Genomic DNA, 24,761 nt, shown 5'->3' on the forward strand with positions numbered 1-24,761 from the left:
GCCACTCCGGCACCGCTGTCCGTGAAGTCACGGTCACCGTGCAGCCACGACACCTTGTCGTGCATCTCCGTCTGCGTCAGCGCGGAGAGCATCGCGTTGCGTGCCTCGGCCTCCTCGCCCGCCGGGTGGTACAGCTCGCCGCCCATGCGCCGGGCGACCAGCTGGGCGCGCCCGGCCCGTTCGTGGCGCACGGCGTTGAACTTCTCAAGGCGCTGGACGACGTCGTCGTCGCTCATGCCGCCGAGCAGGTCGCCGAGGACCACGGCGTCCTCCAACGCCTGGCAGGCGCCCTGGGCCGCGTACTGCAGCATGGGGTGGGCGGCATCGCCGACCAGGGCGACGCGCCCGTCGGTCCAGGTCCGCACCGGGTCGCGGTCGCACAGCACCCACTCGCGCCACCCCTCGCCGAGTTCGAGCAGCCGACGGGCGGTGGCGCCGATGCCCGGGAACTGCGCGAGCACGTGGCGGCGATCGGCCTCCCGCCCGGCCACGGGCACGGTCGCCGCGTCGTCCCGGGTGACCGCGAGGTTGAGGTACCTGCCCCCGCCGATGATGTAGTGCACGAAGTGCCACTTGGGTCCGGCCCACAGCGTGACCGTGTTCCAGCGCAGTTCCTGCGGCACCTTCTCGATGGGGATCACCGAGCGGTAGATCGTGTGGCCCGACACACGGGGCTCGCCGTCATCCAGCACCGCCGCGCGGACCGTGGAGCGGATGCCGTCCGCGCCGATCAGCGCGGCACCGCGGAAGGTGCGCCCGTCGGCGGTGCGCACGGTGACGCCCCCGGCGTCCTGCTCGTGGCCCTCCACCGCGGCGTCGGCGAGCAGCTCGACGCCGTCCAGCTCCTGGCAGGCGGTGAGCAGCGGCTGGTAGAGGTCGCCTCGGTGCACCACCGCGTAGGGGTTGCCGAACCGCTCACGGTAGGCACCGGTCAGCTCCATGGCGGCGACCTTCTCGCCGGTGGTGCCGTCCATGAACCGCAACTCGTCGATGAAGACCGCGCGCTCGCGCACGCTCTCGCCGGCGCCGAGACGGTCCAGGGCGTGGAAGGCGTTGGGCCCGAGCTGGATGCCGGCGCCGATCTCGGCGAAGGTGCCGCTGCGCTCCAGCACGGTGGCGCGGTGTCCGGACCGGGCCAGTGACAGGGCTGTCGCCAGCCCGCCGATGCCGCCCCCGGCGATCACTACGTGTGCCATGGTTCGTCACATTCCTTCCAACGATGCCGTCGGTGATGAGGCGCCACTGCCGGACGGATGCCGACAGCGGGTGCTGGGGAAAGAGCCGGTGCAGCTCCTCGTGGAAACCGGGGAGGGTCTTGGCGACACAGCCGGGACCGTCCGGGGTGAGGTCTCCGGTGCGCAGGTTCAGCACGGAGAAAGCCATCGCGATCCGGTGGTCGCGGTGGCAGGCGATACGCGCCGGAGAGGTGCCGCCCGGGTGCACGGTGATCCAGTCCCGCCCGGTCTCGGTGCGCACGCCCGTCGCGCGCAGGTTCCGATGACGGTCACCGCCTCCCGGCCGCGCCGCACGCGGGCCCCGGCGCGTTCCAGCACGTCGACGAAGCGCATATCCCCCTGCAGGCTCCCCCGGCCGAGGCCGTCCACGGTCACCCCGCGCCCCGTGACCGCCGCGGCGGCCAGTAAGTAGGAGGCGGTGGAGGCGTCCGGCTCGATGCGCAGATCGGCTGCCCGGTAGCCGGTGGGGCGGACGGAGAACTCGCCCGGGGCCATCTCGGCGCCGAAGTGGCGCATCAGCGCGACCGCCATGTCGATGTAGGGGCGGCTGACCAGCTCGCGTACCCGGACCAGCAGAGGGGTGCGCAGCAGCGGGCCCGCCATGAGCAGCCCGCTCAGGAACCGGCTGCTGAGCCCGCCGTCGACCTCCAGACTGCAGCCGCCGAGGCCCTGTGCCCGCATCCTGAGGGGCAGTCTCCCGCCCGGGGCGGTGTCCACACGGGAGCCCAGCCGGACCAGCGCGTCGCGGAACGCCACGGTGTACTCGCTGACCAGAGGAGTGGTGAGCACGCTGGTGGCGTCCGCCGCGGTGGCGAGCAGCCGTGCCCTGTCGGTCAGCGACTTCGAGCCGGGGACGCGGGCGTCGAACAAGCGGGGCGGCGCGCCGGCGGTGTTCATCGCCGTCCTTCGTCGTCGGAGGGGAGGGGGCTCGGGAGGCGGGTGCCGAGTGCCGTTGCGATCTCCTCGGCGATCTCGCGGGGGGCGCGGTCCTCGGTGCACACCGACACCGCCGCCAGCCGCCGGTAGAGAGGGAGCCGGGCGCGCATCAGCAGCGCGAGCCCGTGCCGGGGGGCACCGCCGTCGAGCAGGGGACGGTCGCCGCGGACCCTCGGCACGAGGGCGTCGACACCGGCCCACAGGTGCACCACGCGGCATCCGGTCAGCCGGGCGCGCGTCCCCTCATGGAGCACCGCGCCACCGCCGAGGGCCAGGACGCCGGTGTGTTCCGCCAGCGCGGCGGCGACCGCCCGGTGCTCCAGGTGCCGGAAGGCGGCCTCGCCCGCCTCCCGCAGCACAACCGGCACGGGCCGCCCGGCCAGGCGCGCCACGTCGTGGTCGGTGTCGCGGAAGGGGACGCCGAGCAGGCCGGCCAGTGCCAGGCCCGTGGTGGTCTTGCCCGCTCCGGGCATGCCGATGAGCACAGCCGCGGGTCCGGTCATGGGGTGCCGTCCTTGGTGTCAGGGGGGAACGAGCGCGTCGGGCTGGTCCGCCGGGGTACGGAGAGGGCGGCGGCCGTCCGTCAGGGGTCGGCGGTCTCGAGCGCGATCCCGCGCCCGGCGAGGGCCTCCAGGGCGAACTCGCCCTCCACGGAGGCCTCCACGTCGAAGGCGTACCGCTCGGTCGGTGGGCAGCCGATCAGTTGGGCGGCCCGGTTGGGCAGCGGAGCCTCGGCCGCCTGCCGCGACTCCCACAGCAGCACCGCACCCCACCGGCCGGCGCGGGCGTCGGACACCCAGAACTTCAGCCGCAGCCCGGGCACCCGCGAGAAGCGTTCCACCGCCTCCTCGCGCAGAAATCCGCGCAGCGACTCGACGGTCTGCTGCGAGTGCGCCAGATCCCACCAGACGATCACCGCATGCATGCGCCGGACACCCCCTGGAGGAGCGAGCCGATGACGTCCGGCCCGTCCACGGTCAGGACGGACTCGGCGTGGAACTGCATCGAGGCGAACCCGGCCGCCCGCAGCGCGTGCACCTCGCCCGTCGCCGTGTTCCGGCTGACCTCGACCCTGCCGTGCACCGGGTGGTCGAAGCAGTCCGCGGCGCACTGGGCGGCGAAGGTGTTGTAGAAACCCACCCGCGCCGCCCTGCCGAACAGGTCGATCTCGTGCTGGGCGCCCTGGTTGGGCACCGGGCGGCGCACCAGGTCCAGGCCGAGCAGCGTGCTGAGCACCTGATGGCTCAGGCACACCGCGAGGAACGGACGCCGCTCGTCCAGCAGCCGGGCCACCGCCGAGCGCAGATGAGCGATCTTCGGGTGCGCCGTCTCCCGGGGGTCGCCCGGGCCCGGGCCCATGACCACCAGGTCGTGCGCGTCGAAGTCGTACGGCTGGTCGAAGCGGCGCACCTCCACCTCGCAGCCCAGCGAGCGGATCTGGTGCGCGATCATCTCGGTGAACGTGTCCTCGGCGTCGATCACCAGGACTCTGCGGCCGGTCAGCGCACCGGCGTCCCGGCCCGGACCGGCCGTGTCCTTCAGCCAGAAACGCGCGATGCCCTCGTTGCGCGCGTCGAGCGCCTCGCGCACCGCCGGATGCGATCCGAACCGGGTGGGGCCGGCCTCGCCGAGCGCGGCCAGCAGGCCCGCGGCCTTGGCGCGGGTCTCCTGTACCTCGGAGGCCGGGGCCGAGTGGCGCACCAGCGTCGCCCCCACCCCGATCCGCATCACTCCGGCCGGGTCGATGTCGGCGGTCCGGATCAGGATCGAGGAGTCCAGCGTGCGGCCGCCCGCGGCGTCGCGTCCGATGAGGGCCGCCACCCCGCTGTAGTAGCCGCGCCCGTTCGGTTCGTAGCGGTTGATGACCCGGGCTGCGCTCTCCAGCGGGGACCCGGTCACCGTCGGTGCGAACATCGTCTCGCGCAGGATGTCGCGCACGTCACGGTCGGTGCGGCCCTCGATGAAGTACTCGGTGTGTGCCAGACGCGCCATCTCCTTGAGGTACGGGCCCACCACACGCCCGCCCCCGGGACAGATCCGGCCCATCATCTTCAGCTCCTCGTCCACCACCATGTACAGTTCGTCGGCCTCCTTCGTGTCAGCCAGGAAGGCCAGCACGCCGTCCAGGTCGGGGCCGGAGGCGGGGTAGCGGTAGGTGCCGCTGATGGGGTTCATCACCGCGCGGCCGTCGCGGACGCTGATGTGCCGCTCGGGGGTGGCTCCGACTAACGTCCGCTCCGCGGTGCGAATGAGGAAGGTCCAGTAGGCGCCCGCCTCCCGTTCCACCAGGCGGCGGAAGAAGGACAGCGCGTCCGGCACGCCGAAGTCCGGCAGCTGGGCGACGAAGGACCGCTTCAACACGAAGTTGGCGCCTTCTCCCGTACCGATCTCGTCCGTCACGACGCGACGCACCTTCTCGGCGTACGTGTCGTCATCGATGTCGAAGTGGCCCCCGGTCACCTTCACCGGGTGGTTGGGCAGCAGCTCCAGGCTCCCGCGCAACGGGAGCGAGGCCTGTTCGCCCACCCGCATCGCCAGAAGGGGCCGGCCATCGTCCGGGGCCTCGAAGCCGCGTTCGGCCAGTTGCCGATAGGGGATGAGCACCAGCAGTTCCTGGCGGACGCCGGTGCCCGCCGCCTCGTCCAGTTCCAGGTCGGCGAGCGCGCCGACCCGGCCGGCCTCACCGGTCAGCACCTCGAGGGTGTCGTCCCCCGCCGCCTCGGGCCGGTGCAGCAGAGCGAAGTCTTCCGTCGAGCCGTCGAGGATGCGTGACAGCAGCAGCGCATCGTCCTGACTTGTCATGGGGATCCTTTCGCCTCCGGAGATGCTCAGCGAGCCGCCGTGGTGGCCGCTTCCAGCTCGGTCAGCACCGCCTGGGCCGTCACGACCCTGGCGGCCCGTTCGGCGGCGTAGGTGAGTGCCATCCGGTGGTAGTCGGCGGAGAAGTCGGCGACCGCGTCGGCCACCAGGAACGGCTGGATGTCGTTCGTGTACGCGTCCACCGCGGTCATCAGGACGCCGACATGGGCGTAGACGCCGCAGACGATCAGCTGGTCGCGGCGGTGCTCGCGCATCCGGGCCAGCAGGCCGCTCCTGAAGAAGGCGCTGTAGCGCCACTTGGTGAACGTCCAGTCGCCGTCGTCCGGCTCCAGCGGGGAGACGACCCGGCGGTGCTCGGGCGCGGCCCGCATGCCGGGGCCCCAGAAGTCCGCCAGGAGCCCGCGCTGCCGGGCCGTCATGTCGCCGGGCTGCGCGGTGTAGGCGACGGGGACACCCAGTGACTTGGCCCGGGCCCGCAGCCGCGCCGTGTTGTCCACCAGGGCACGGCCGAGCTCGGTGGTGCGCGGGAACGGCTTGAGGAAGTACTCCTGCATGTCGTGCAGGAGCAGCACCGCGCGCCGGGGGTCGGGCCGCCAGTCGACCGTGTTCCGGGGGAGCTGCTCCGCGGTGGGCAGGGGGTAGGGCTGGACAGGGGGGATGCCGGGCATGTTCCGGTTCCTTTCGCGCTCAGACACCGAGGGTGGCTCCGCCGTCCACGGTGAGTTCGTGCATCGTGATGTGCCCGGCCTCGTCCGACAGCAGGAAGGCGACGGTCCGCGCGATGTCCTCGGGGAGGGCGACCTTGCCCAGCGGGATGCCCACCCGGTACTGCTCCGGGTTGCCCGCGATCGACGCCTTGGCGGCGGTGTCGGCGGTGTGCATGCCGCGCAGCATCGGGGTGTCGGTGGACCCGGGGGCCACCACGTTGCAGCGGATGCCCCGGTGCGCCACTTCGAGGCCCAGGCACTTGGTGAACGCGGTCGCGGCGGCCTTGGAGGCCGCGTAGGCGGCCATCTCGGCACGTGCGGTGCCCGCTGCGTTGGACGCGACGGTGACGATGGCTCCGGCGCCGCGGGGGATCATGCGGTTGACCACGGCGCGCGACACGTGGAAGACGCCCGTGGCGTTCACGGCGAGGGTGGCGTTCCAGTCCCGGTCGGACAGGGCACGGGCCTGGCCCAGACGCAGCACACCGGCCGCGTTCACCAGGTAGGACACCGGGCCGAGCCGGGACTCGACCTCGTCGACCAGCCGTTCCACGGCGGAACTGGAGGTGACGTCGGCGGCGAAGCCGGTCACGTCCAGGCCCTCCGCCCGCAGTGCGGCGGCCGCGGTGGCGACCGAGTCCGTGTCGAGGTCCACGGCTGCGACCTTCGCTCCGCGCTCGGACAGCAGTCGGGCGACGGCCTTCCCTATGCCGCCTGCCGCCCCGGTGACCAGGGCGAGGGTTCCTTGCACGGTCCCAAACCTCCTTCTGTCGTTCACCGGTCGGTTGTCGGCCTGGCGGGGTCAGCCCCGCCAGGCCGAGGCCACCTCGACGGCCTGCTGCGGGTTCAGCCGCGGGTCGCAGAAGCTCAGGTACTTGTCGCCGATGCGGTCCGGGCCGACCGTGTCCGAGACGCACTCGGTGACCGCCTCGGGGGTCGTCTCCAGATGCAGGCCGGCCACGATGCCCCCACCTGCGCGCACCGCCTCCTGGAACGCGCGGATCTCCCGCACCACCGTCTCGACCAGGCGGGTCTTGAGTCCCTCGGGGCCGGAGAGGGTGTTGCCGTGCATCGGATCCGACAGCCACAGGACCGGATGGCCGGCCCGGGCGACGGCTTCCACCAGGGCGGGCAGCCTGTGCAGGACGTTGTCGGCGCCCATCCGTGCGATCAGGGTGAGCCTGCCGGGGCTGCGTCCGGGGTCCAGACGCTCACACAGGCCGAGCAGTTCCTCGGTCGTCATGCTCGGCCCGGCCTTCACGGCGACCGGGTTGACCACGGCGGCCAGCAGGGCGACATGGGCGCCGTCCAGCTGCCGGGTGCGCTCGCCCACCCACGGCCAGTGGGTCGAAGCCAGCAGCAGCGAGCCGTCGGGCTCGCGGCGCAGCATGGGCAGTTCGTAGTCGAGCAGCAGAGCCTCGTGGCTGGTCCACACCGGCACACCGAACTCCGAGCGACGGCCGGCGGTGCCGCGCCAGCCCAGGTAGTGCATGGTGTCGCTGGCGGCCCGGTAGCCCGAGAGCAGGTGGTCGGGGTCGGGGCGGCGCAACTCGGTGTCGGGTTCGGGCCGGTTGACCATGTGACCCCGGTAGACGGGCAGTTCCATGCCGTGGATGGTCTCGGTCGGTTTCGAGCGGGGCTTGGCGAACTGCCCGGCGATCCGGCCCACCCGCAGAACCGGCTTGCCGGAAGCGAGCTTCATCGTCCCGGCGAGCACGTCGAGCAGTGCCGTCTTGCGCACGGCGTCCTCGGGAGTCGCCTCGGCCGGGTCTTCGGCGCAGTCACCGGCCTGGACGATCTGCAGATGGCCGGCCGCGGCCTCGCCCAGCAGGGAGCCGAGACGGTGGACGGCCTCGACGTCCACGAGGGCGGGCATGCGCCGCAGACGGGCACGGGCCTGGTCAAGGCGCGGGTGGTGGGCCCAATCGGGCTGTTGGAGAGCGGGCAGGGAGCGAACGTAGGACTCAATGTCGGTCATCGGATTCCCTCGGCGGGGCGTGCCGGAGTCACTCCGGCTGATGGCGGGCTCGGCCGTGTGCGGAGCGGCACGGGCGTCCGTGCGCGTCGGCAGGGCGTCGGCCCGGTGGCTACGTGTGTCGTCCAGTGGGCTCGCATCCGGACTGGGCCGGGAGACACCACTGTTGGGAGAGGCGTCCACGGCCGCAACGCGACGGCCCGTAGTCCGTCGCGATTGCCCGTAGTCCGTCACATCGCGCCGGCGTGCGGACCCGGCACCGGGGTGAGGCGGCCGCCGGAGACGAGCACGGACGTTCTGACGGAGTAACAGCCTTCCGATTGCCGCGGCTCCGCCGTTGCGGAAGGCTCCGCTGCCGTCACTCGCCGCGAGGCCGGATCCCGGCCGCCGAACACCCAGGAAGGGGTGACCGACATGACGAACGTCGCCGTCATCTACTACTCCGCCACCGGTCACGTCCACACGCTCGCGCAGGCCGCGGCCGAGGCCGCTAAGAAGGCCGACGCGGAGGTGCGGCTGCGCAAGGTGGCCGAACTGGCAGGCCAGGACGCCGTCGACGCGAACCCGGCCTGGGCGGCCCACCACGAGCAGACCAAGGACGGCCGGGTCGCCGACATCGGCGACCTGGAGTGGGCCGATGTCGTCCTCTTCGGCACACCGACCCGCTTCGGCCTGCCGGCCGCGCAGCTCAAGCAGTTCATCGACAGCGCGGGCGGCCTGTGGGCCCAGGGCAAGCTGGTGAACAAGGTCGTCTCCTCGTTCACCTCCACCACGCAGACGCACGGAGGCCAGGAGAGCACGCTGCTGGCGTTGAACAACACCTTCTACCACTGGGGCGCGATCATCGTTCCGCCCGGCTACGCGGACCCGGTGCAGTTCCATGCCAAGACCGGCAACCCCTACGGCACCGGTCACGTCTCGTACGCCGACGCCACCGTCGACGGGGCCACCCTCGCCGCGATCGAGTTCCAGGCGCGCCGCGCCGTCGAGACCGCCTCGGCCCTCATCCGCGGTCACCGGGCGCGCTGACGGCGCCGCGGCCGCGGAGCGCCCCACGCGGGACCGTGCGCCATGATCCGCCACGGCCCCGGCGGGTGTCGACCGGCGGCAGCCGACTCCGTCAGGTAGCCGGGCCTCTTGTGACGGATTCCGCCCCGCGTGACAGAGTCCGCGGCCGGCCGTGCGGGAGCGGCCGCCCCTGTGCCCAGAATGCAGGCCAGTCCCCCCGCCCCGTGCCCGATCAGCAGGAGCGTCCCGCATGACCATCCCGGCCGACACCGTTCCCCTGCACGCGACCGACAGGGCCGTCGTGACCGTCTGGTCGGACATCGGCTGCCCCTGGGCGACACTGGCCATGGCCACTCTGCGCACCGCCGCCGCCGGACGCGGCCGGGAGATCCTGGTCGACCACAGGGCCTTCCCCCTCGAACTGCTCAACTCCGAGCCCACACCGAAGCCGATCATCGACGCCGAGACCGTGGCGATCGCGGCGCTCGTGCCGGCACTCGGCTGGCGGCTGTGGCCCGGACCGGACTGGCGCTACCCGGTCACGACGTTGCCGGCCATGGAGGCGGTGCAGGCCGCCAAGACGCCGGCCGTGGGCGGGCTGCGTGCGAGCGACCAGCTGGACGACGCGCTGCGGCACGCCTTCTACGCACAGGGCCGCTGCATCAGCGTCACCTCCGAGATCCTCGCCGTGGCCGCCGCGTGTCCGCTCGTGGACGAGGCGGCGCTCGCGGACGCCCTGGCCCGGGGCACGGCCCGCGAGGCGATCCACCGCGACCTCGCCGTGGCGCGCGGCCCACGAGTGCAGGGCAGCCCGCACCTGTTCACCGCGTCCGGCACCGACACGCACAACCCCGGCGCCGACTTCGCCTGGACGGGCGACCCGTACGACGGCGGATTCCCCCGCTTCCGCTCCTACACCCGCGACTGGGCGGACGACTTGCTCGACCGGCTCGCCGAGACGCCACAGGGCGAGTGAACCCGGGGCCACCACACGCCCCGCCGGTCCTGGCCGAAAGGAAGCTTTCCGATGCCTGCTGCTGACCCCCTTCTCGAACTGCCCTACGGCACCGCACCCGCCCCCGACGAGTTCCTCCGTGCCGCGATCCGCTGGCACTTCTCCAAGGAGACCGGGGCGCCGTTCTGGCTGGACCGCTTGGGCCGGCTGGACTTCGACCCCATCGAGGCCGTCCGCACCTTCGAGGACCTGAAACTCTTCCCCAACTTCGCCAACGAACTGCGGGAGGTGCGGGCCGAGGACCTGATCCCGCGCGGCTACGGAGCCCGCCCGAGCATCGTCGGAGTCTTCGACAGCGGCGGCACCACGGGTGCGCCCAAGCGTGTCGTCATGCTCCAGGAGTGGCTGGACATGCTGCTGGCCCACAGCAACGCCCAACTGGACGCGCACGGCGTTCCGAGCGACGTGAACTGGCTGCTGGCCATCCCGTCCGGGCCGCACATGGTCGGGGCCTCCTTCCAGCAGCTGGTCGCCCAGCGCGGTGGCCTGTCCTTCGCCGTCGACATCGACCCGCGATGGGTGAAGAGAATCATCGCGCGCGGCGACCAGGCCGAGGCCGACGCCTACACCGAGCACCTCATCGACCAGCTCCAGCACCCGCTGCGCTCGCAGGACATCGGTGTGCTGATGCTCACCCCGCCGGTGCTCGAGCGGCTGTGCCGCCGCGACGAACTCGTCGAGCTGGTCCGGGAGAAGGTCAGGGCCATCATGTGGGTGGGGACCCAGCTCGACCCCGACACCCGCAATCTGTACCGCACCGAGTTGTTCCCCGACACCGTGCTGTGCAGCGGTTTCGGCAACACCATGACGCTCGGCCACGTCACCGAGCGGCCCGGTCTGGGCGACGACGACCCATGTGTCTACGACCCGTTCTCGCCGTACATGACCTACAACGTCATCGACCTGGAGAAGCGGCGGCCGGTCGAGTACGGCGAGCGCGGCCGCGTCGTGATGCACTACGTCGGCAAGAGCCTGTTCCTGCCCAACAACGTGGAACGGGACGAGGCCACCCGCATCCGCCCCTTGCCGGGCCAGGTCGGGGACTCGGTCGCGGACATCGCCCCGGTGCGTGAGTTCGACGACGAGAAGGTCATCGAGGGGGTGTACTGATGTCCGGGGCCGAGCCGTACCCGCTGGACGCGCTGGGGCCCCGGGGCCCGTACCGCACGCGCCACCGCGAGCCCGTCACCGACACCACCGGCACGGTGGCCGCCGAACTCAGCTTTGTGCCACGGCTGTACGTCACCCGGGCGCTCACCGCGCTGCACCGGGCGGTTCCGCTGCCGCGCGAGCGGCGCCTGGCGGCCCTGGCCCGCGCGGCCCGCGTCTTCCGCGAGGAGACGGTGCACGGCCTCACGTACGGACAGTACGAGAGCACCGTCGCCCGGGTCTCCGGAATCCCGCTGCCCGCTGTGCGCTCCGCCGCCGACGAGATCGCCGACTCCGCGCGCCGGGCCCTGGCCGGCGCCTACGGCGCGCTGCCCGGCGGCGCCGTGCTGGACTGGCACGACGCGCGCACACGCACCGGCAGCGCGGTGTGGACACGGCGCGGTGAGGTGCTTGCCGTGAACGCGGCGGGCAACCACCCGGCGCCGCACGCCCTGTGGCTGGAGGCCCTCGCGCTGGGCTTCCGCGTCGCCGTCCGGCCGTCGCGCCGGGAGCCGTTCACCCCCCACCGGCTGGTCGCCGCGCTGCGCACGGCCGGATTCGGCGAGGACCACGTGGTCCTGCTGCCCACCGACCACGCGGTGGCCGACGAGGTGCTCGCCGGCGCCGATCTGGCGCTGGTGTACGGCGGCGACGACGTCGTGCGCAAGTACGCCGACGACCCCGGTGTCCTGGTGCAGGGGCCTGGCCGCGCCAAGATCCTGGTCACCGCCGGGGCGGACTGGCGCGCGCACCTGGACACGATGGTCGACTCCATCGCACACCACGGCGGCATGAAGTGCGTCAACGCGACCGCGGTCCTCGTTGAGGGCGACCCGGCGCCGGTGGCCCGAGCGCTGGCCGAGCGCCTCGCCGCGCTGCCCAGCCTGCCCGCCGACGACGAGAAGGCGGGGCTGCCCGTGCAGCCGCTGGAGCGGGCGCGGGCCCTCGAACGGCATCTGCTGGAGCGGGCCAGGGGGACCATCGCGCACCTCGGTGGCGACGGCGTCGTGGACGAACTCGCCGACGGCGGCGCGGTGCTGCGCCCGGCCGTCTTCGAGGCGCCGCACCTCCGGGGCGGCTGGCACACCGCCGAACTGCCCTTCCCCTGCGTGTGGGTGGCGCCCTGGAACCGTGCGGACGGAGCCGGGGTACTGGGCGACTCGCTCGTCCTGGGCGTGCTCACCGCCGACGAGGTACCGGACTCGGACATCGGGTTGATCGACGAGCTGGTCACCGATCGGACCATCGCCAACGTGTACGTCGGCGACCACCCCACCCACTGGATGGACCGCGGCGTCCCGCACGACGGGTACCTCGGCGAGTTCCTGATGCGCAGCAAGACCGTCATCCGCGGCTGAGCCGTGCCACACCGCCTCGGCCGACCATCTCATCTCGGAGGAACAGACCATGCTCTCCAATGACACGACCCCTGGTACCGCGCCTGCAGCCCTGGCCGGTGAGTTCACCCTGGCTGGCGAACTCACCATCCGCAGGATGGGGTTCGGGGCCATGCAGCTTCCCGGCCCCGGTGTCTGGGGCCCGCCGAAGGACCGCTCGCGGGCGGTCGCGGTGGTCCGGCGCGCGGTGGAACTGGGCGTCAACCACATCGACACCAGCGACTACTACGGCCCGTATGTCGCGAACGAGGTCATCCGCGAAGCCCTCCACCCCTACGACGAGGACCTGGTCATCGTGACGAAGGTGGGTGCCTTCCGCACCCCGGACAAGGCCTGGCCGGCGGCGCTGCGGCCGGAACAGCTGCGCAGGGCCGTCTACGACAACCTCCGCGGCCTGGGCCGCGACCATCTCGACGTGGTGAACCTGCGGATCGTGGAGGAGGGCGGCGGCCTGGGCCCGGAGGACTCGATCGCCGGGCCCTTCGGCGCGCTCGCCGAGATGCGCGAGGAGGGCCTCATCCGGCACCTCGGCGTCAGCCACATCACCGCCGGGCAGCTGGCCGAGGCCCGCGAGATCGCCCCGGTGGTCTGCGTCCAGAACGAGTACAACGTCGTGCGGCGCCGCCACGAGGACCTCGTGCAGACTTGCGCCCGGGCGGGGATCGCGTTCATGCCCTTCTTCCCGCTGGGCACCTTCACCCTCCAGCACGAGAAGGACACGGCGACGGACACCAAGGTGCCGCGGCAGGTGCCGCTGGACGCCCAGGTCGTCCACGCCGTGGCGCAGCGCCTGGGCGCCACCCCCTATCAGGTCGCTCTCGCCTGGCTGCTGCGGCATTCCGAGAACATCTGCTGCATTCCCGGCACCTCCAGCCTCGACCATCTGGAGGAGAACATCGCGGCCGCCGGCCTGGACCTGCAGGAGACGGACATGAAGGAGTTGGACTCCCTCCACGGCGGTGCCCGGTGAGCCTGGGTTTCTTCGCGGGCCAGAACAAGAACGAGGTCGTCATCGTGCCTCCCGGAGAGGGACCGAGCAGATGGGCTTTCGGTGACCGGTACACCGTGAAATCCGGTGAACACAACACCGGGAAGTCGCTGTTCCTCATCGAGGCGCTCGTCCCGGAGGGCGGCGGTCCGCCGCTGCACATCCACCACTGGGAGGAGGAGGCCTTCTACGTCCTGGAGGGCAGCGTGGAGTTCCGGGACAAGAACGGCAGGCACACAGCACCGGCGGGAACCTTCGTCTATGTGCCGCGGGGCACGGAGCACGCGTTCAAGAACGTCTCCGAAGAGCCGGCCAAAATGCTCTTCATGACGCTTCCCGGAGGCAAGGAGAGGTTTTTCCTCAACGTCGGCGTCCCCGCGGACGAGGACACGCCGCCGCCCTCGGAGGAACAGCGCCTGAAGGATGTGGCTTACGGCTACGAGGTCGGCCTCGAATTCGGCGACGAATACCTGGAGTAGTCCTCGGGGTCGAAGCGGTACAAGCACGTACGACTGATTCGCCGGTAAATTCGGGAGTTCTGATGTCACGCGATGGAAAACATCTCACACGGCGTTCCGTCCTCGCCGCCGCGGGCGGGACGGCCGGCGCCTCCGCGCTGGGTCTGGCGCAGCCGGCGCTGGCCGCACCCGGCGGTACGGCGGCGGTGGCGGCGCCCCCCTTCGCCGCCACCGCGATCCGCCCCGGGGACGCGCGGTACGCGGACCTCACGGTCGGCCTGAACCGGCGCTGGACCGCCTCCCCGGAGCGCGTGCACCTGGTGTCCACCACCGAGCAGGTCGTCGGTGTCGTCGCGGAGGCCGCGGCGGCGGGCAGGCGGGTGTCGGTCCGCAGCGGCGGGCACTGCTACGAGGACTTCGCCTACAACTCCGACATCGATGTGGTCATCGACATGTCGGAGATGAACCGCGTGTACTTCGACGAGGACAGAAGAGCGTTCGCGGTCGAGCCGGGAGCCGCTCTCGGCGACGTCTACGACCGCCTGTACCGGGGCTGGGGCGTGACCGTCCCCGGCGGCATGTGCTATTCGGTGGGCGCCGGCGGACACGTCGCCGGAGGCGGCTGGGGACTGCTGTGCCGCCGTGACGGCCTGATCGTTGACCACCTGTACGCGGTGGAGGTCGTGACGGTGGACGGCTCGGGGTCCGCCAGGGCGGTGGTCGCCACGCGCGAGGACACGGGCCGCCTGCGTGACCTGTGGTGGGCGCACACCGGTGGCGGCGGCGGAAGCTTCGGGATCGTGACCCGCTACTGGTTCCGCTCCCCGGGAGCCACGGGCCGCGACCCGTCCGGCCTGCTGCCCAAGCCTCCGGCCGAGGCTCTCGTCAGCGCCCTCTCCTGGTCCTGGAAGAAGATGACGAAGGCGAACTTCACCACGCTGGTGCGCAATTTCTGCGCCTGGCACGAGGCCCACGGCGAGCCGGGGGACACCGACGGGCTGATCTCCTTCCTCAATCTGAACCACGTCTCGAACGGGGAGATCGGACTGCTCACGTACGTGACGGGGGACACCCCGAACGCGGAGGGCGTGCTGAAGGACTTCCTGGCCTACACCTGCCGGGGGATGTCCATTTCCCCCGAGCGGCCCTCGGACAACTCGAGCGCGCACGGGCCGCTCGCCAACTTCTTCGTGCCGCGGCGCTGGAGCTGGCTGAAGGCCACGCACTACCTCGGCACGGGCAACCCGGTGATGACGAACCCCGTGCTGCGCGGCGACCAGAAGTCCGCCTTCCACCGCCGCGGCTTCACCGAGCGGCAGATAGCCACGCTCTGGCAGCACGTGCGCTCCGGGGAACTGGACAACCCTATGGCGCAGGTCGTCGTGAGTTCCTACGGCGCGCAGGTGAACGCCGTGGCCTCCGCGGACACCGCGCTGCCGCACCGCGACTCGGTGTTCAAGGTGCTGTACCAGACCAACTGGACCGAGGCGGAGGACGACGAGGTCAACCTCGCCTGGCTGCGCGGCCTGTACCGGGAGGCCTACGAGGGCACGGGCGGGGTGCCGGTGCCGGACGGCCGGACTTCCGGATGCTTCGTCAACTACTGCGACATAGACCTCGGCGACGCGCGGTACAACACCTCCTCGGTGCCCTGGCACGACCTCTACTGGGGCGGCAACCACCGCCGCCTCCAGCAGGTCAAGGCCTACTGGGACCCGAGCGACTTCTTCCGGCACGGTCAGTCGGTCCGCCTCCCCTGACGCGGCCACCGCACGGCGTCCAGGAGACCGGGGAAGCGCCGCTCGAGGTCGTCGCGGCGCAGGGTCAGGGTGTACTCGCGCCCGGCCGCCTCCTGCCGGATGAGCCCTCCCTCGCGCAGGATCCGCCAGTGGTGGGTGAGCGTGGACCTGGGGACGCCGTCGAGCAGGCTTCCGCACGCTGTGGGGCCGGACTCGGCGAGGATGCGCACCACCTTGAGGCGCAGCGGGTTGCTCAAGGCCGTGAACACGTCCTCGAGGCGGATCTGGTCAGTCTCCGGGTGACGAAGTCCCATCTCTCCATACTACGAAAATACGCGGACCGTGCGATCTGTGGTGACACCGCCCGGGAGGACCGCGACCCGCCTTGTGGACTCAAGGCTACGATGGTACGAGTAGATACGTACAGAGTGGCCGCCGAGCGCGACCGACCCCCCGTGGGCCCATTCCCGGCAAGGAGTGACCGTGTCGTCCACGTTGCGTACCGGCGAGGCCCGCCCGGCGCATGCTCCCCCGCGAACGCTCCGCCGAAGGAGCCGCCGTCCACCGGGTGCGGTACACCCCCGGCCGGCACCCGGTCCCAGGGGCCGGCGGGGCGGGGTGCCCCGCCCCGCCGGCCCGCTCAGCACGAAGGTGAGGAAAGCACAGTGAAGCACGCGGACGAACCGGTCACCTGTGAGGTGGTGATCGTGGGCGGAGGTCCCGTGGGGATGCTGCTGGCCCACGAATTGGCGCTGCAGGGCGTCCAGCCCCTGGTGGTGGAGAGACTCCCGGTGCCCTCCGGGATGTCGAAGGCCGGGACGCTGCACGCCCGTACGGTTGAGGGCCTGCACCGCCGCGGTCTGCGCGAAGCCGTGCAGCCCAGGCCGGCGCACGGCAGGCGGACCAGCGTCCCCTTCCACTTCGCGGGGATGTTCGACCTCGACCTCGCCGACGTGAGCGCGGAGGGGCCGGTCATCATCGGAAGCCCCCAGGCGTATGCCGAGCACGTCTTCGCCGAGCGGGCCGCCGCACTGGGTGCGAGGATCTTACGCGGCCAGGAGTGCGTGGGCGTCCGGCAGGAGGAGGACCGTGTCCGAGTGGACCTCCGGGGCGAGGACGGCACCCGCCACCACGTCACCGCCCGGTGGGTGGTCGGCTGCGACGGGGTGCGCAGTGCCGTCCGGGACGCCGCGGGAATCCCCTTCACGGGCACGTCCGCCACCGTGTCGGCGCTTATGGGAGAGGTGCGCCTGCTCGACCCCTGGGCCGCGCCGGCCGGCTGGCAGCGCACGCCGCGGGGATGGACCCTGGTGTGGCTGAACCCCGCCGGACACAGCCGGGTGTGCACGTACGACTTCCGGGGCCCCGCGCCGGACCGCCGGGCGCCCGTGACCTTCGAGGAACTGCGGGAGGAGATGGAGCGCATCGCGGGCCGGCCCGTGCCGATGGCGGACCCCCGCGACCTCACGAGGTTCAGCGACGCCGCCCTCCAGGCCGAGCGGTACCGCCAGGGCCGTGTCCTGCTGGCCGGGGACGCCGCCCACGCCCACTTCCCCATGGGTGGGCAGGGCTTGAACACGGGCCTGCAGGACGCCCTCAACCTGGGCTGGAAACTCGCGGCCGAGGTCAAGGGATGGGCCCCGCCGGGCTTGCTGGACACCTACCACGCCGAGCGGCATCCCGTGGCGGCGCGCGTCCTGTACAACGTGCGGGCCCAGGTGGCCCTCATGCACCCGGGGGTGCTCACGGACTCGCTGCGCGAGCTGTTCCGCGAGGTGATGCACCTGCCGCAGGTGAACCGGTTCCTGACCGGAATGCTCAGCGGCACCGACATCCGCTACGACGTGGGCGTTCCCGACGACGCCCTCGCCGGAACCTTCGCCCCGGACATGCGGCTGAAGACCGCCCAGGGCCCCACGAGCCTTGCCGCCCTGCTGCACGGCGGGCGGCCGCTGCTGGTCCACACGGCACAGGCGGCGGACCAGGCCGACCCGCTCGCGCCCTGGTCCGATCGGCTGTCCGTTGTCGAGGTGGTGCCGGAGCCCCCCGCCGCGCTGCCGGCTCCGGCGCTCCTGATCCGCCCGGACGGCTACGTCCTCTGGAGCGCGCAGGGAGGGCGGACGCGGTTTCCGGGCCCGGCCGAGGTGGCCACGCGGTGGTTCGGCGTGCCGGGATAGTCCCCCTCCGGGGCGCACGGAGCCAAAAGGTCCCGCCCAGCCTCCCTCCGGTCCGCCGGCCCTTTCCGCGAGAGGTGCCGCGGGGGGGCGGGCGAGCGCGCTCAGGCCGGCTCCGCGGGGGCGGGGCCCAGTGCCCGGATCGCGACGTCGATCGCGGTGGTCAGGCGTGCGAGGTCGTGGCCGGCGCGTTCACGCACCCGCAGTCCGAGCACTGTGGTGAACAGCAGTTCCACGGCGGCGTCGATGTCGACGTCGGCGGGCAGCTCGCCGTGGTCCCGCCCCTCGGCCAGCAGCGACCGCAGGGCTCGCTGGGTGACCTCGAAGGCGGCCTCGGTCCGCTGGTGGACCTGGCGGTCGGTGGTGCCGAGTTCGGTGGCCGTGTTGACCACGAAGCAGCCCCGGCCGGGCTTGCCGTCGGCGGGGCAGGTGACCAGCCACAGCATCCATTCCCTCAGCACCTCCCGAACCGGGCGGTCGCCCGCGTGCAGCCGCTGCCGGGCCTCGGTCGACTCGGTGGCGCGGTAGTGGTCGAGCGTGCGCAGGAAGAGCGTGTGCTTGTCCGTGAACGTCCGGTACAGGCTACTGGGCTTGAGCTTCAGCTCGTCGCCGAGATCACGCACTGAGGTGGCGTGGTAACCGCGTCGCCAGAACAGCTCGGTCGCTGAGACGACTGCGCTTTGTTCGTCGAACTGTCGAGGGCGTGCCATGGATTCAGCCTACCCAACTTGTGGAGCGATCGCTCTCATACTAGGGTCTCGTATGGGAGCGATCGCTCCCGAATCATGAGGGAGGCACCGGTGACGACCGCAGAACAGACCCCGGCCCAGGCGAGGGATCCGCAGGCCTCGCAGAAGAGTCACTGGCTGGCGGTCAGTGCAGTGGCTCTGGGAACATTCCTGCTGGTGACCGCCGAGCAGTTGCCGATCGGCCTGCTGACCTCCGTGGGATCGGCGCTGTCGGTCTCGGAGGGGACGGCCGGGCTGATGGTGACGGTGCCCAGTCTGGTCGCCGCGTTCTCGGCGCCACTGGTTCCGATGCTCGTCGGGGAGTTGGACCGGCGGATCCTGCTGATCGGACTGATGACGCTGATGACCCTGGCCAACGTGGCCTCGGCTCTGGCGCCGAACTTCACCGTCCTGGTGTCCTCCCGGGTGCTCGTCGGCGTGGCGATCGGCGGCTTCTGGGCGGTTGCCAGCGGTCTGGCCGTCCGGCTCGTCTCCACCGAGAACGTGCCACGCGCCACCGCGATCATCTTCGGCGGTGTCGGGGCCGCGAACGTCTTCGGCGTCCCGCTCGGCACCCTGATCGGTGAACTCACCGGCTGGCGCGTCGCCTTCGCGTCGCTGAGCGGTCTGGCGCTCATCGCTCTGGTCGCCCTGCTGGCCGTCCTGCCGTCGCTGGCCGCCTCGCAGGCCATCCGGCTGCGTCTGCTGGCCGAGCAGTTCCGCAACCCGGGCGTGCGCATCGGCATCATCGCGACGGTCCTCATCGTGTTCGGACACTTCTCCGCCTACACGTTCGTCAGCCCCGCGCTGCAGAGGCTGTCGGGCATCGACGAGCGCTATGTCGGTCCGCTGCTGTTCGGGTTCGGCATGGCGGGCATGATCGGCAACTTCATCGCCGGCTCGGCGCTCTCCCGCAGGGTGCACCGGAGCGTGCTGGTCATCGCCGTGTCCCTGGCGATCGCCATGCCGCTGTTCCTGCTGCTGGGCCGGACGGCGGTCAGCGGCGCCATCCTGCTGATCGTCTGGGGTCTGGCCTTCGGCGGTGTGTCCGTGGGTCTGCAGACCTGGATGATCAAGGCCGCTCCGCAGGCGGTGGAGGCGGCCTCCTCCCTGTGGGTGGCGGTGTTCAACCTGTCGATCGGCCTCGGCGCGCTGGCCGGCGGCGTCATCGTCGACACGCTCACCCTCCAGGGTGTCCTGTGGCTCGGCGGCGCCTGCGCCCTGGCGGCCGCACTGGCGGTCTGGAGCGGCCGCGCCAACAAGAACCTGCGGTGATCCGGACAGTCCTCGTGGAGGGTGCCGGGGGCCCGCCCCCGGCATGATCCGACGGGGGGACCGGGCCCGGGCCGGCCGTCGGATCACTCACGCACCAGCAACGAGCCCGAACCCAAAGCGTTTCGGATCAGTGCATCCTCGGCGAGCGAACCCCATGAGCTTCTGACCAACACGCCTCGGCCGTGTTGGAGGCGGGGGAGTCGGGCGGTGGCTGAAACTCCCCAGATTCTCCCCAGCGGGAAGCCGCGCCCGCGCGCATGCAGCACGTCGTCAGTGCAGGCCAGACGCGTCAGCGTTATCACGGTGAGTGACTTCCATGGATGGTGTGACGAGTGTTGCGGCAGTCCCGTGACCGGGTAGAGGCCGCAGAGGCGTCTCCCCGGTCGGGGGGTCAGGAGACGGGTTCGCCGCTGTGGCTGACTACGTGGAGGGCGGTTTCCTCCTCGCCGGTGGTGCGGGATGTCAGGTGGTGTTTTCGGCCCGTTCGGCGCGCAGTTCGTTGTCGGTGACCGTCCACCACTTGTAGTGGGCGGTGGTTTCGGACGCGCACCGCCCTTCGTGCGGGGTTCTGTAGGTCATCCTCCGGGTGAGGTGTTCCGTGCCGGAGGGCTCGGCCTGTGTCCAGCCCTCGTGGTCCTGTTCGCCGAGGTGGAGGGTGCCTTCTCCGGTACGTGGTACCGCTACGGGCGTGTGGGGCTGCTGGTTGTTGACCAGCAGTGCTCCGCCGGGGTCCGGGCGCTGCGCGACCTTCGCCCACAGTCGTCGGCGCTGTTCGGGGGCGAAGTGGCCCGGCATGTTCATGGCCAGGACGGCTCTGGGGCTGCGGGGGGAAGTCGTAGGTCTGCGCGTCGGCCGCGATCTCGGTGACGGTGGTGCGCAGGGCGGGGTCGTCCACCAATCGGGTGGGCAGGGCCGTGCGCATGGCGGGGGAGGGCTCGACTGCGAGTACGGAGACGCCGGGCAGGGCCGAGGCGATGGCCCGCACACCGTGTCCGGGCCCGGCGCCGGGGTCCGCCGCGGGGCCCTGCAGGGCGGAGAGGGACTTCAGCTCGAGGGTCGGGGCGGGTGCTGTGCCGTGCCGGAAACCGGTGATCAGCGGATCGATGTACGGGGCGGACGCCGCGTAGGGATCGGGCACCGGACGGTGCCTCGTCGCCAGTGCCGGGCACCCCGGCCCCCGCCTCCTGGCCCGCCTGCGGGAGCAGAACCGCGACGAGGACCTCACCCTGCTCCTGGCCCGCGTGGACCGCGTGCCGCCCGGGGACACGGCCTTCTGGCGACTGCCCGCCGACCCCAGCCTCGTCGCGCCCGCCCCGGCACGTCGGCCGGACCGTCGCCCGCCGCGGGACCACCGGCACCGCGTGGGAGCCGCGCAACGTGACATTTTATGGTGAGACTACGAATCCGCCGAGGGGGACCCATGAGCGAGCCGAAACCCCGAAGACTTGTTTCGGTGCAGGAGCGCCTGCGCGACCAGGTCGCCGGCGCCCTGCGTACCGCGCTGATCGCGGGCGAACTGCGGCCCGGGGCGACCTATTCCGCCCCCGCCCTCGCCGCCGAGTACGGCGTCTCCGCCACCCCCGTCCGTGAGGCCATGCTGGACCTGGCGCGCGAGGGGCTGGTCGAGCCGGTGCGCAACAAGGGCTTCCGCGTCACCGAGCTGTCCGGGCGCGACCTGGACGAGCTCACCGAGATCCGCGCCCTGATCGAGATCCCGACCGTCGTCCGCCTGACCGGAGCGGCCGCGCGGGAGCGGTTGGAGGCCCTGCGCCCCACGGCGGAGGAGACCGTGGCGGCCGCGCGTGCCGGTGACCTCGTCGGTTGTCTGGAGGCGGACCGCCGCTTCCACCTCGGCCTGCTCGCCCTGGCCGGCAACTCACGCCTCGTCGAGACGGTGGACGACCTGCGCAAGCGCTCCCGGCTCCACACACTCGCCGAGATCGCGGAAGCGGGGCGGCTGGTGGCCTCCGTGCGGGAGCACACCGAACTGCTGGACCTCATGCTGGCGGGCGAGGCCGCGGCGGCCGGGGAGCACATGCGCCGCCACCTGGCGCACACGCGCTCCCTGGGAGCCGCGCGCGAACAGGGCGGCGAGCGCGAGCGCCCGGCACGGGAACCGGGCGCCGGCCCGGCCACCCGTCGGATCGTGAAGACCCGGCAATCGCCGTGACGGCACGATGGGAGTGCGCCGTGGAGATCACCGTCCAGTGGATACGGACGTCCTGGACGAAGGAGTCCCGGGGAGGGGGGCCGCCTCGCGCAGGAACGCGGCCCCGGTCGGCTTCGCTCTCCCTCCTGCCGGGGCCGGCACCTGCGCCCATGTGGTGCGCATGCATGAGCGTGACGGCTTCATGCCCCATGCCACGTGGGAAGATCGCGACAGGGTCGATGTCCGGTTTCGGGAGGCCGGCGGAAGGCTGCGGGTCTTCCCGCGGGTGCAGCCTCTGTTCGCCCTGCCGCCTCGGCCGCGGCGGCCCCCGGCGGTGCGGCTCGGTCCCGGCCGGTGGGTGCGCCGGCAGCTCAACTACCGCTTCAGTGGTGCGACGGGTATCCGGGGCTGGTCGTACTGGCTGGACACGTTCAACATCGCCTACGGCCCGGTCGAGGCCGATGTGTTCCTCTCCACGCCCACGGTGTTCGTCGACGAACAGGGGCCGCTCCGGTAACCCCATGTCCTGATGTCGGCCATGGCCGCGGACGGCGTTGCGTCACCGAGGCCGGACTGCGTTGCTCGCCCTCACGGAGTTCGTACCCGGTCCCGCCGAACGCGGGCGAAGCCGGGACCGGACGGGCAGGCGACGCGCCGGCGTTCGCGGGGCGGCGAGGCGCGGGGCGGGACCGGGCCGCCGCGGCCGCCTTCGGGGCGGTCGCGGCGGCCTGGCGTTCTCTCCGGGGCGCCCAGGCGCTCCGGCGGCTCAGGCCAGGGGAGCGGGGGAGACGTACCGCACCGTGTTCGCGAAGGCCACGCCGTGACTCTTCACGTCGATGGCGATCCGGTCCCCGTCGGCGATGCGGAACCCGTCGTGGAAACTGGCCTCGTCGGCGCCCAGGAGTACGTAGTTGACCAGGCCGGGCCGCCGCACCGCGGGGAACGAGAACAGGTGCTCCACCATGTCCCGCACCCGGAAGTACAGGGCGTCGCCACCGCAGTCGAAGTTCCCCTCCCAGGCGGCCGCGCCGTCCCGCTCGATGGTGACCCGGCCGGTCACCGACCGCGGAGGCTCTCCCAGGAACAGCCAGGGCGACATGGCGGTGTCGCACAGCTTGCAGTAGGGGTTGTAACCGGGGTCCTTGCGGTGCAGGCCGATGTCGCACAGGTCGTTGCCGAAGGTGTAGCCCGCGTAGTGCGGGGTGCCGTCGGCATCGTTGACGTAGACGAGGGCCACCTCGGGCTCCTCGATGAGGGCGACCGGGTCCGCGGGCACGTTCAGCGCCTCGCCCGGCAGCCGCACCCAGTCGCCGAAGCCCTTGAAGAACCACTTGGGCGGCGTGAAGTCCCCGCCCTCCGGGGCGCTCTGCCCGCCCCACTTCTTCTTGTGCGTGCCCATGAAGCCGCTCAGTAGCGCGTTCCCGGTGGCCGTCGGCAGCAGCGGGGGCAGCAGCCGCACCTCTGGGTCGTCGGCGGCGACGGTCACCTCCTCGGCGCCCTCGGTTACCGCGGCCCTGACGGCCGCCTCCGAACCGTCGGTGGCGACGAAGGCCGCCGCCAGGCGCCCGTCGGTCACCCGGTACAGGGTCTGCGGCGTGCCGGCCTCGGGCCGCCCGAAGCCGACGTGGCGCTCGCCTCTGTAAGTGGCCTCGAAGACGGTGGAAAGGGGTGTGGCGAGGGACATGGGACGGATCCTCCTGGGACTGATGGTGGTCAGGACTGGGGGGAGAGGGCGCCGGGGGCGGTGCGCACGAGGTCGGACAGGGCTTCGCCGACCTGCTCGACCGCTTCCCGGATCCACGGCAGTTCGAGCGGCTCCGCCGCGGTGAGGGCGGCCGCGCGCCGCTCGTCGGTGTCGCCGTAGAGACGGCTTGTGGCGGCCCGGATCCGCAGAGCGGCCCCGGACTCCCCGAAGGCGCTCGCCGGAAGGACCCCGATGCCGTGGCGTTCGCTGAGGAACCGGGCCAGCCCGTCGCCGTCGTGCACACCGTGGACGCGGGCCAGGCGGTCCCGGACCGGCTCGAAGTCCGGGTACAGGTAGCAGGTGGCACGCACCGGGGCGAGGGCGGCCCCGGCCGCGGTGAAACGGTCGGCGACCGCGCGCGCCACCGTCTCGTGCAGCCTGCGGCCGGCCGCGACGTACTCGGTGATCTCCGGCGGCTCGCCGAAGGCGTACGCGGCCGCGACCTGCACGGGCGCCGGAGGACTGGACCAGATCTGGCTGGCGACGGAGACGAGGCGGGTGTGCAGGGCGCGTCCGGTGTCGCTGTCGGGGAGCCGGGCCACACCGGTGCGCCAGCCGCCGACGGCCAGGCTCTTGGTGAGTCCCGTGGTGATGACGGTGCGCTCGGGGGCGTGCAGGGCCGGCGACTGGGCGGGCGCCGAGGTGTCGTAGACGAGATCACGGTAGATCTCGTCGGACACGACGACCAGATCGAGCTCCCGGGCCGCCGCCGCCAGGCGCCGTACCGTGTCGGGCGAGGCGACGGTGCCGGTCGGGTTGTCCGGCACCGTCACCACCACGGACCGGGGGTCCCGCCCGGCGGCGCGCGCTTCGGCGACCGCCGCGCGCAGCCGGTCCGGATCGGGCACCCCGCCCTGCCCGGGCACGATCGGCACGGGGATGGGGCGGGCCCCGGCCAGCCGGGCCTGCGCCGCATAGCTCACCCAGCTCGGCACGGGCACCACCACGTCGCCTCCCACGGCGAGCAGCAGCGCGAACAGCAGCGGTTTGCTCCCCGGACCGGCCACGATCAGTCCGGGGTCGACACCGAGACCGCGCCGCCCCCAGTACCCGGCGACGGCGGCGCGCAGCGCGTGACCGCCGGCCACCGGACCGTACGCGCTCTCACCCGCCGCGGCGGCGAGCCGCTCCCGCAGGGCGGGGTGCACGGTCAGGCCGATCTCTCCGCTGGCCATGGACAGAACCTTCTCCCCGGCACGGCGTCTGCGGGCCAGCGCCTCGTCGGCGGCGAGGGTCGCGGACATGGGGACCGGTGTCGGTTCGC

Annotated in this window: 23 protein-coding genes and 2 pseudogenes; 11 read left to right on the forward strand and 14 right to left on the reverse strand. The window is 72.1% G+C overall.

Going from position 1 to position 24,761, the window contains the following annotated elements; all coding sequences use genetic code 11:
* The 9 genes and pseudogenes from ACW69E_RS25015 to ACW69E_RS25055 form a co-directional block, all read right to left on the reverse strand.
* Positions 1-1,196 (reverse strand): 3-hydroxybenzoate 6-monooxygenase (locus ACW69E_RS25015; RefSeq protein WP_457500558.1); only part of this gene is annotated, 1,196 nt, incomplete at its 3' end.
* 151 nt (positions 1,197-1,347) lie between these two features.
* Positions 1,348-1,476 (reverse strand): annotated as a pseudogene (locus ACW69E_RS25020) (3-phosphoshikimate 1-carboxyvinyltransferase); the annotation flags it as partial.
* A 74-nt stretch (positions 1,477-1,550) separates the two neighbouring features.
* Positions 1,551-2,132, reverse strand: a pseudogene (locus ACW69E_RS25025) (hypothetical protein); the annotation flags it as partial.
* Complete coding sequence (locus tag ACW69E_RS25030) at positions 2,129-2,674, reverse strand: shikimate kinase (RefSeq protein ID WP_457500559.1); 546 nt, start codon at positions 2,672-2,674, stop codon at positions 2,129-2,131. The gene ACW69E_RS25030 and the pseudogene ACW69E_RS25025, both read right to left, overlap by 4 nt.
* 80 nt (positions 2,675-2,754) lie before the next feature.
* The gene (locus ACW69E_RS25035) at positions 2,755-3,096 is read right to left on the reverse strand and encodes a hypothetical protein (RefSeq protein ID WP_457500560.1); all 342 of its coding nucleotides are present in this window, start codon (positions 3,094-3,096) and stop codon (positions 2,755-2,757) included.
* Positions 3,084-4,973 carry an anthranilate synthase family protein gene (locus ACW69E_RS25040; protein ID WP_457500561.1) on the reverse strand — a complete coding sequence of 630 codons (1,890 nt, stop codon included), beginning with the start codon at positions 4,971-4,973 and terminating at the stop codon, positions 3,084-3,086. Before ACW69E_RS25040 ends, ACW69E_RS25035 begins: the two co-directional genes overlap by 13 nt.
* Before the next feature lie 26 nt (positions 4,974-4,999).
* The gene (locus ACW69E_RS25045; RefSeq protein WP_457500562.1) at positions 5,000-5,659 is read right to left on the reverse strand and encodes an isochorismatase family protein; all 660 of its coding nucleotides are present in this window, start codon (positions 5,657-5,659) and stop codon (positions 5,000-5,002) included.
* Positions 5,660-5,678: 19 nt separating this feature from the next.
* Positions 5,679-6,449: a 2,3-dihydro-2,3-dihydroxybenzoate dehydrogenase gene (locus tag ACW69E_RS25050; protein WP_457500563.1), complete on the reverse strand. Its 771-nt coding sequence runs from the start codon at positions 6,447-6,449 to the stop codon at positions 5,679-5,681.
* A 51-nt stretch (positions 6,450-6,500) separates the two neighbouring features.
* Positions 6,501-7,676, reverse strand: coding sequence for a 3-deoxy-7-phosphoheptulonate synthase (locus ACW69E_RS25055; RefSeq protein ID WP_457500564.1), 1,176 nt, complete (start codon positions 7,674-7,676; stop codon positions 6,501-6,503).
* Between the two features lie 411 nt (positions 7,677-8,087).
* On the opposite strand from ACW69E_RS25055, the gene wrbA reads away from it, so the two are divergent.
* The 7 genes from wrbA to ACW69E_RS25090 all read left to right on the forward strand — a co-directional run bounded on the left by wrbA (position 8,088) and on the right by ACW69E_RS25090 (position 15,448).
* On the forward strand, positions 8,088-8,702 hold the full coding sequence (gene wrbA, locus ACW69E_RS25060) for an NAD(P)H:quinone oxidoreductase (protein ID WP_457500565.1): 615 nt from the start codon (positions 8,088-8,090) through the stop codon (positions 8,700-8,702).
* A 229-nt stretch (positions 8,703-8,931) separates the two neighbouring features.
* Positions 8,932-9,657: a DsbA family oxidoreductase gene (locus tag ACW69E_RS25065; protein WP_457500566.1), complete on the forward strand. Its 726-nt coding sequence runs from the start codon at positions 8,932-8,934 to the stop codon at positions 9,655-9,657.
* Between the two features lie 51 nt (positions 9,658-9,708).
* The gene (locus ACW69E_RS25070; RefSeq protein ID WP_457500567.1) at positions 9,709-10,806 is read left to right on the forward strand and encodes a phenazine antibiotic biosynthesis protein; all 1,098 of its coding nucleotides are present in this window, start codon (positions 9,709-9,711) and stop codon (positions 10,804-10,806) included.
* The gene (locus ACW69E_RS25075) at positions 10,806-12,203 is read left to right on the forward strand and encodes an aldehyde dehydrogenase family protein (RefSeq protein ID WP_457500568.1); all 1,398 of its coding nucleotides are present in this window, start codon (positions 10,806-10,808) and stop codon (positions 12,201-12,203) included. Before ACW69E_RS25070 ends, ACW69E_RS25075 begins: the two co-directional genes overlap by 1 nt.
* Positions 12,204-12,252: 49 nt before the next feature.
* Positions 12,253-13,212 carry an oxidoreductase gene (locus tag ACW69E_RS25080; RefSeq protein ID WP_457500569.1) on the forward strand — a complete coding sequence of 320 codons (960 nt, stop codon included), beginning with the start codon at positions 12,253-12,255 and terminating at the stop codon, positions 13,210-13,212.
* Positions 13,209-13,709, forward strand: coding sequence for a cupin domain-containing protein (locus ACW69E_RS25085; protein ID WP_457500570.1), 501 nt, complete (start codon positions 13,209-13,211; stop codon positions 13,707-13,709). The genes ACW69E_RS25080 and ACW69E_RS25085 overlap by 4 nt, the downstream gene beginning before the upstream one ends.
* Positions 13,710-13,771: 62 nt before the next feature.
* A complete protein-coding gene (locus ACW69E_RS25090) occupies positions 13,772-15,448 on the forward strand; it encodes an FAD-binding oxidoreductase (protein WP_457500571.1) in 1,677 nt (558 codons plus the stop codon).
* On the opposite strand, the gene ACW69E_RS25095 is transcribed toward ACW69E_RS25090, so the two are convergent.
* Complete coding sequence (locus ACW69E_RS25095) at positions 15,427-15,741, reverse strand: ArsR/SmtB family transcription factor (protein WP_457500572.1); 315 nt, start codon at positions 15,739-15,741, stop codon at positions 15,427-15,429. The genes ACW69E_RS25090 and ACW69E_RS25095 overlap by 22 nt on opposite strands.
* 351 nt (positions 15,742-16,092) lie before the next feature.
* Between ACW69E_RS25095 and ACW69E_RS25100 the strand changes: the two genes are divergently transcribed.
* A complete protein-coding gene (locus tag ACW69E_RS25100) occupies positions 16,093-17,604 on the forward strand; it encodes an FAD-dependent monooxygenase (RefSeq protein WP_457500573.1) in 1,512 nt (503 codons plus the stop codon).
* 101 nt (positions 17,605-17,705) lie between these two features.
* Here the strand turns inward: ACW69E_RS25100 and ACW69E_RS25105 are convergent, their stop codons facing one another.
* Positions 17,706-18,311, reverse strand: a complete 606-nt coding sequence (locus tag ACW69E_RS25105) for a TetR/AcrR family transcriptional regulator (protein WP_457500574.1) — start codon at positions 18,309-18,311, stop codon at positions 17,706-17,708.
* Between the two features lie 90 nt (positions 18,312-18,401).
* On the opposite strand from ACW69E_RS25105, the gene ACW69E_RS25110 reads away from it, so the two are divergent.
* Positions 18,402-19,604, forward strand: a complete 1,203-nt coding sequence (locus tag ACW69E_RS25110; protein WP_457500575.1) for an MFS transporter — start codon at positions 18,402-18,404, stop codon at positions 19,602-19,604.
* Between the two features lie 462 nt (positions 19,605-20,066).
* Here ACW69E_RS25110 and ACW69E_RS25115 read toward each other — a convergent pair whose 3' ends face one another.
* Positions 20,067-20,405, reverse strand: a complete 339-nt coding sequence (locus ACW69E_RS25115) for a hypothetical protein (protein WP_457500576.1) — start codon at positions 20,403-20,405, stop codon at positions 20,067-20,069.
* A gap of 619 nt (positions 20,406-21,024) precedes the next feature.
* Between ACW69E_RS25115 and ACW69E_RS25120 the strand changes: the two genes are divergently transcribed.
* The gene (locus tag ACW69E_RS25120; RefSeq protein ID WP_457500577.1) at positions 21,025-21,774 is read left to right on the forward strand and encodes a GntR family transcriptional regulator; all 750 of its coding nucleotides are present in this window, start codon (positions 21,025-21,027) and stop codon (positions 21,772-21,774) included.
* Positions 21,775-21,934: 160 nt separating this feature from the next.
* Positions 21,935-22,270, forward strand: a complete 336-nt coding sequence (locus tag ACW69E_RS25125) for a hypothetical protein (protein WP_457500578.1) — start codon at positions 21,935-21,937, stop codon at positions 22,268-22,270.
* A 249-nt stretch (positions 22,271-22,519) separates the two neighbouring features.
* Here the strand turns inward: ACW69E_RS25125 and ACW69E_RS25130 are convergent, their stop codons facing one another.
* Together ACW69E_RS25130 and ACW69E_RS25135 are read right to left on the reverse strand one after the other, a co-directional pair.
* A complete protein-coding gene (locus tag ACW69E_RS25130; protein ID WP_457500579.1) occupies positions 22,520-23,437 on the reverse strand; it encodes a fumarylacetoacetate (FAA) hydrolase in 918 nt (305 codons plus the stop codon).
* Positions 23,438-23,466: 29 nt separating this feature from the next.
* Positions 23,467-24,741, reverse strand: a complete 1,275-nt coding sequence (locus ACW69E_RS25135) for a pyridoxal phosphate-dependent aminotransferase (RefSeq protein ID WP_457500580.1) — start codon at positions 24,739-24,741, stop codon at positions 23,467-23,469.
* Positions 24,742-24,761 lie beyond the last annotated feature (20 nt).

The organism is Streptomyces sp. SS8, from assembly GCF_054072955.1.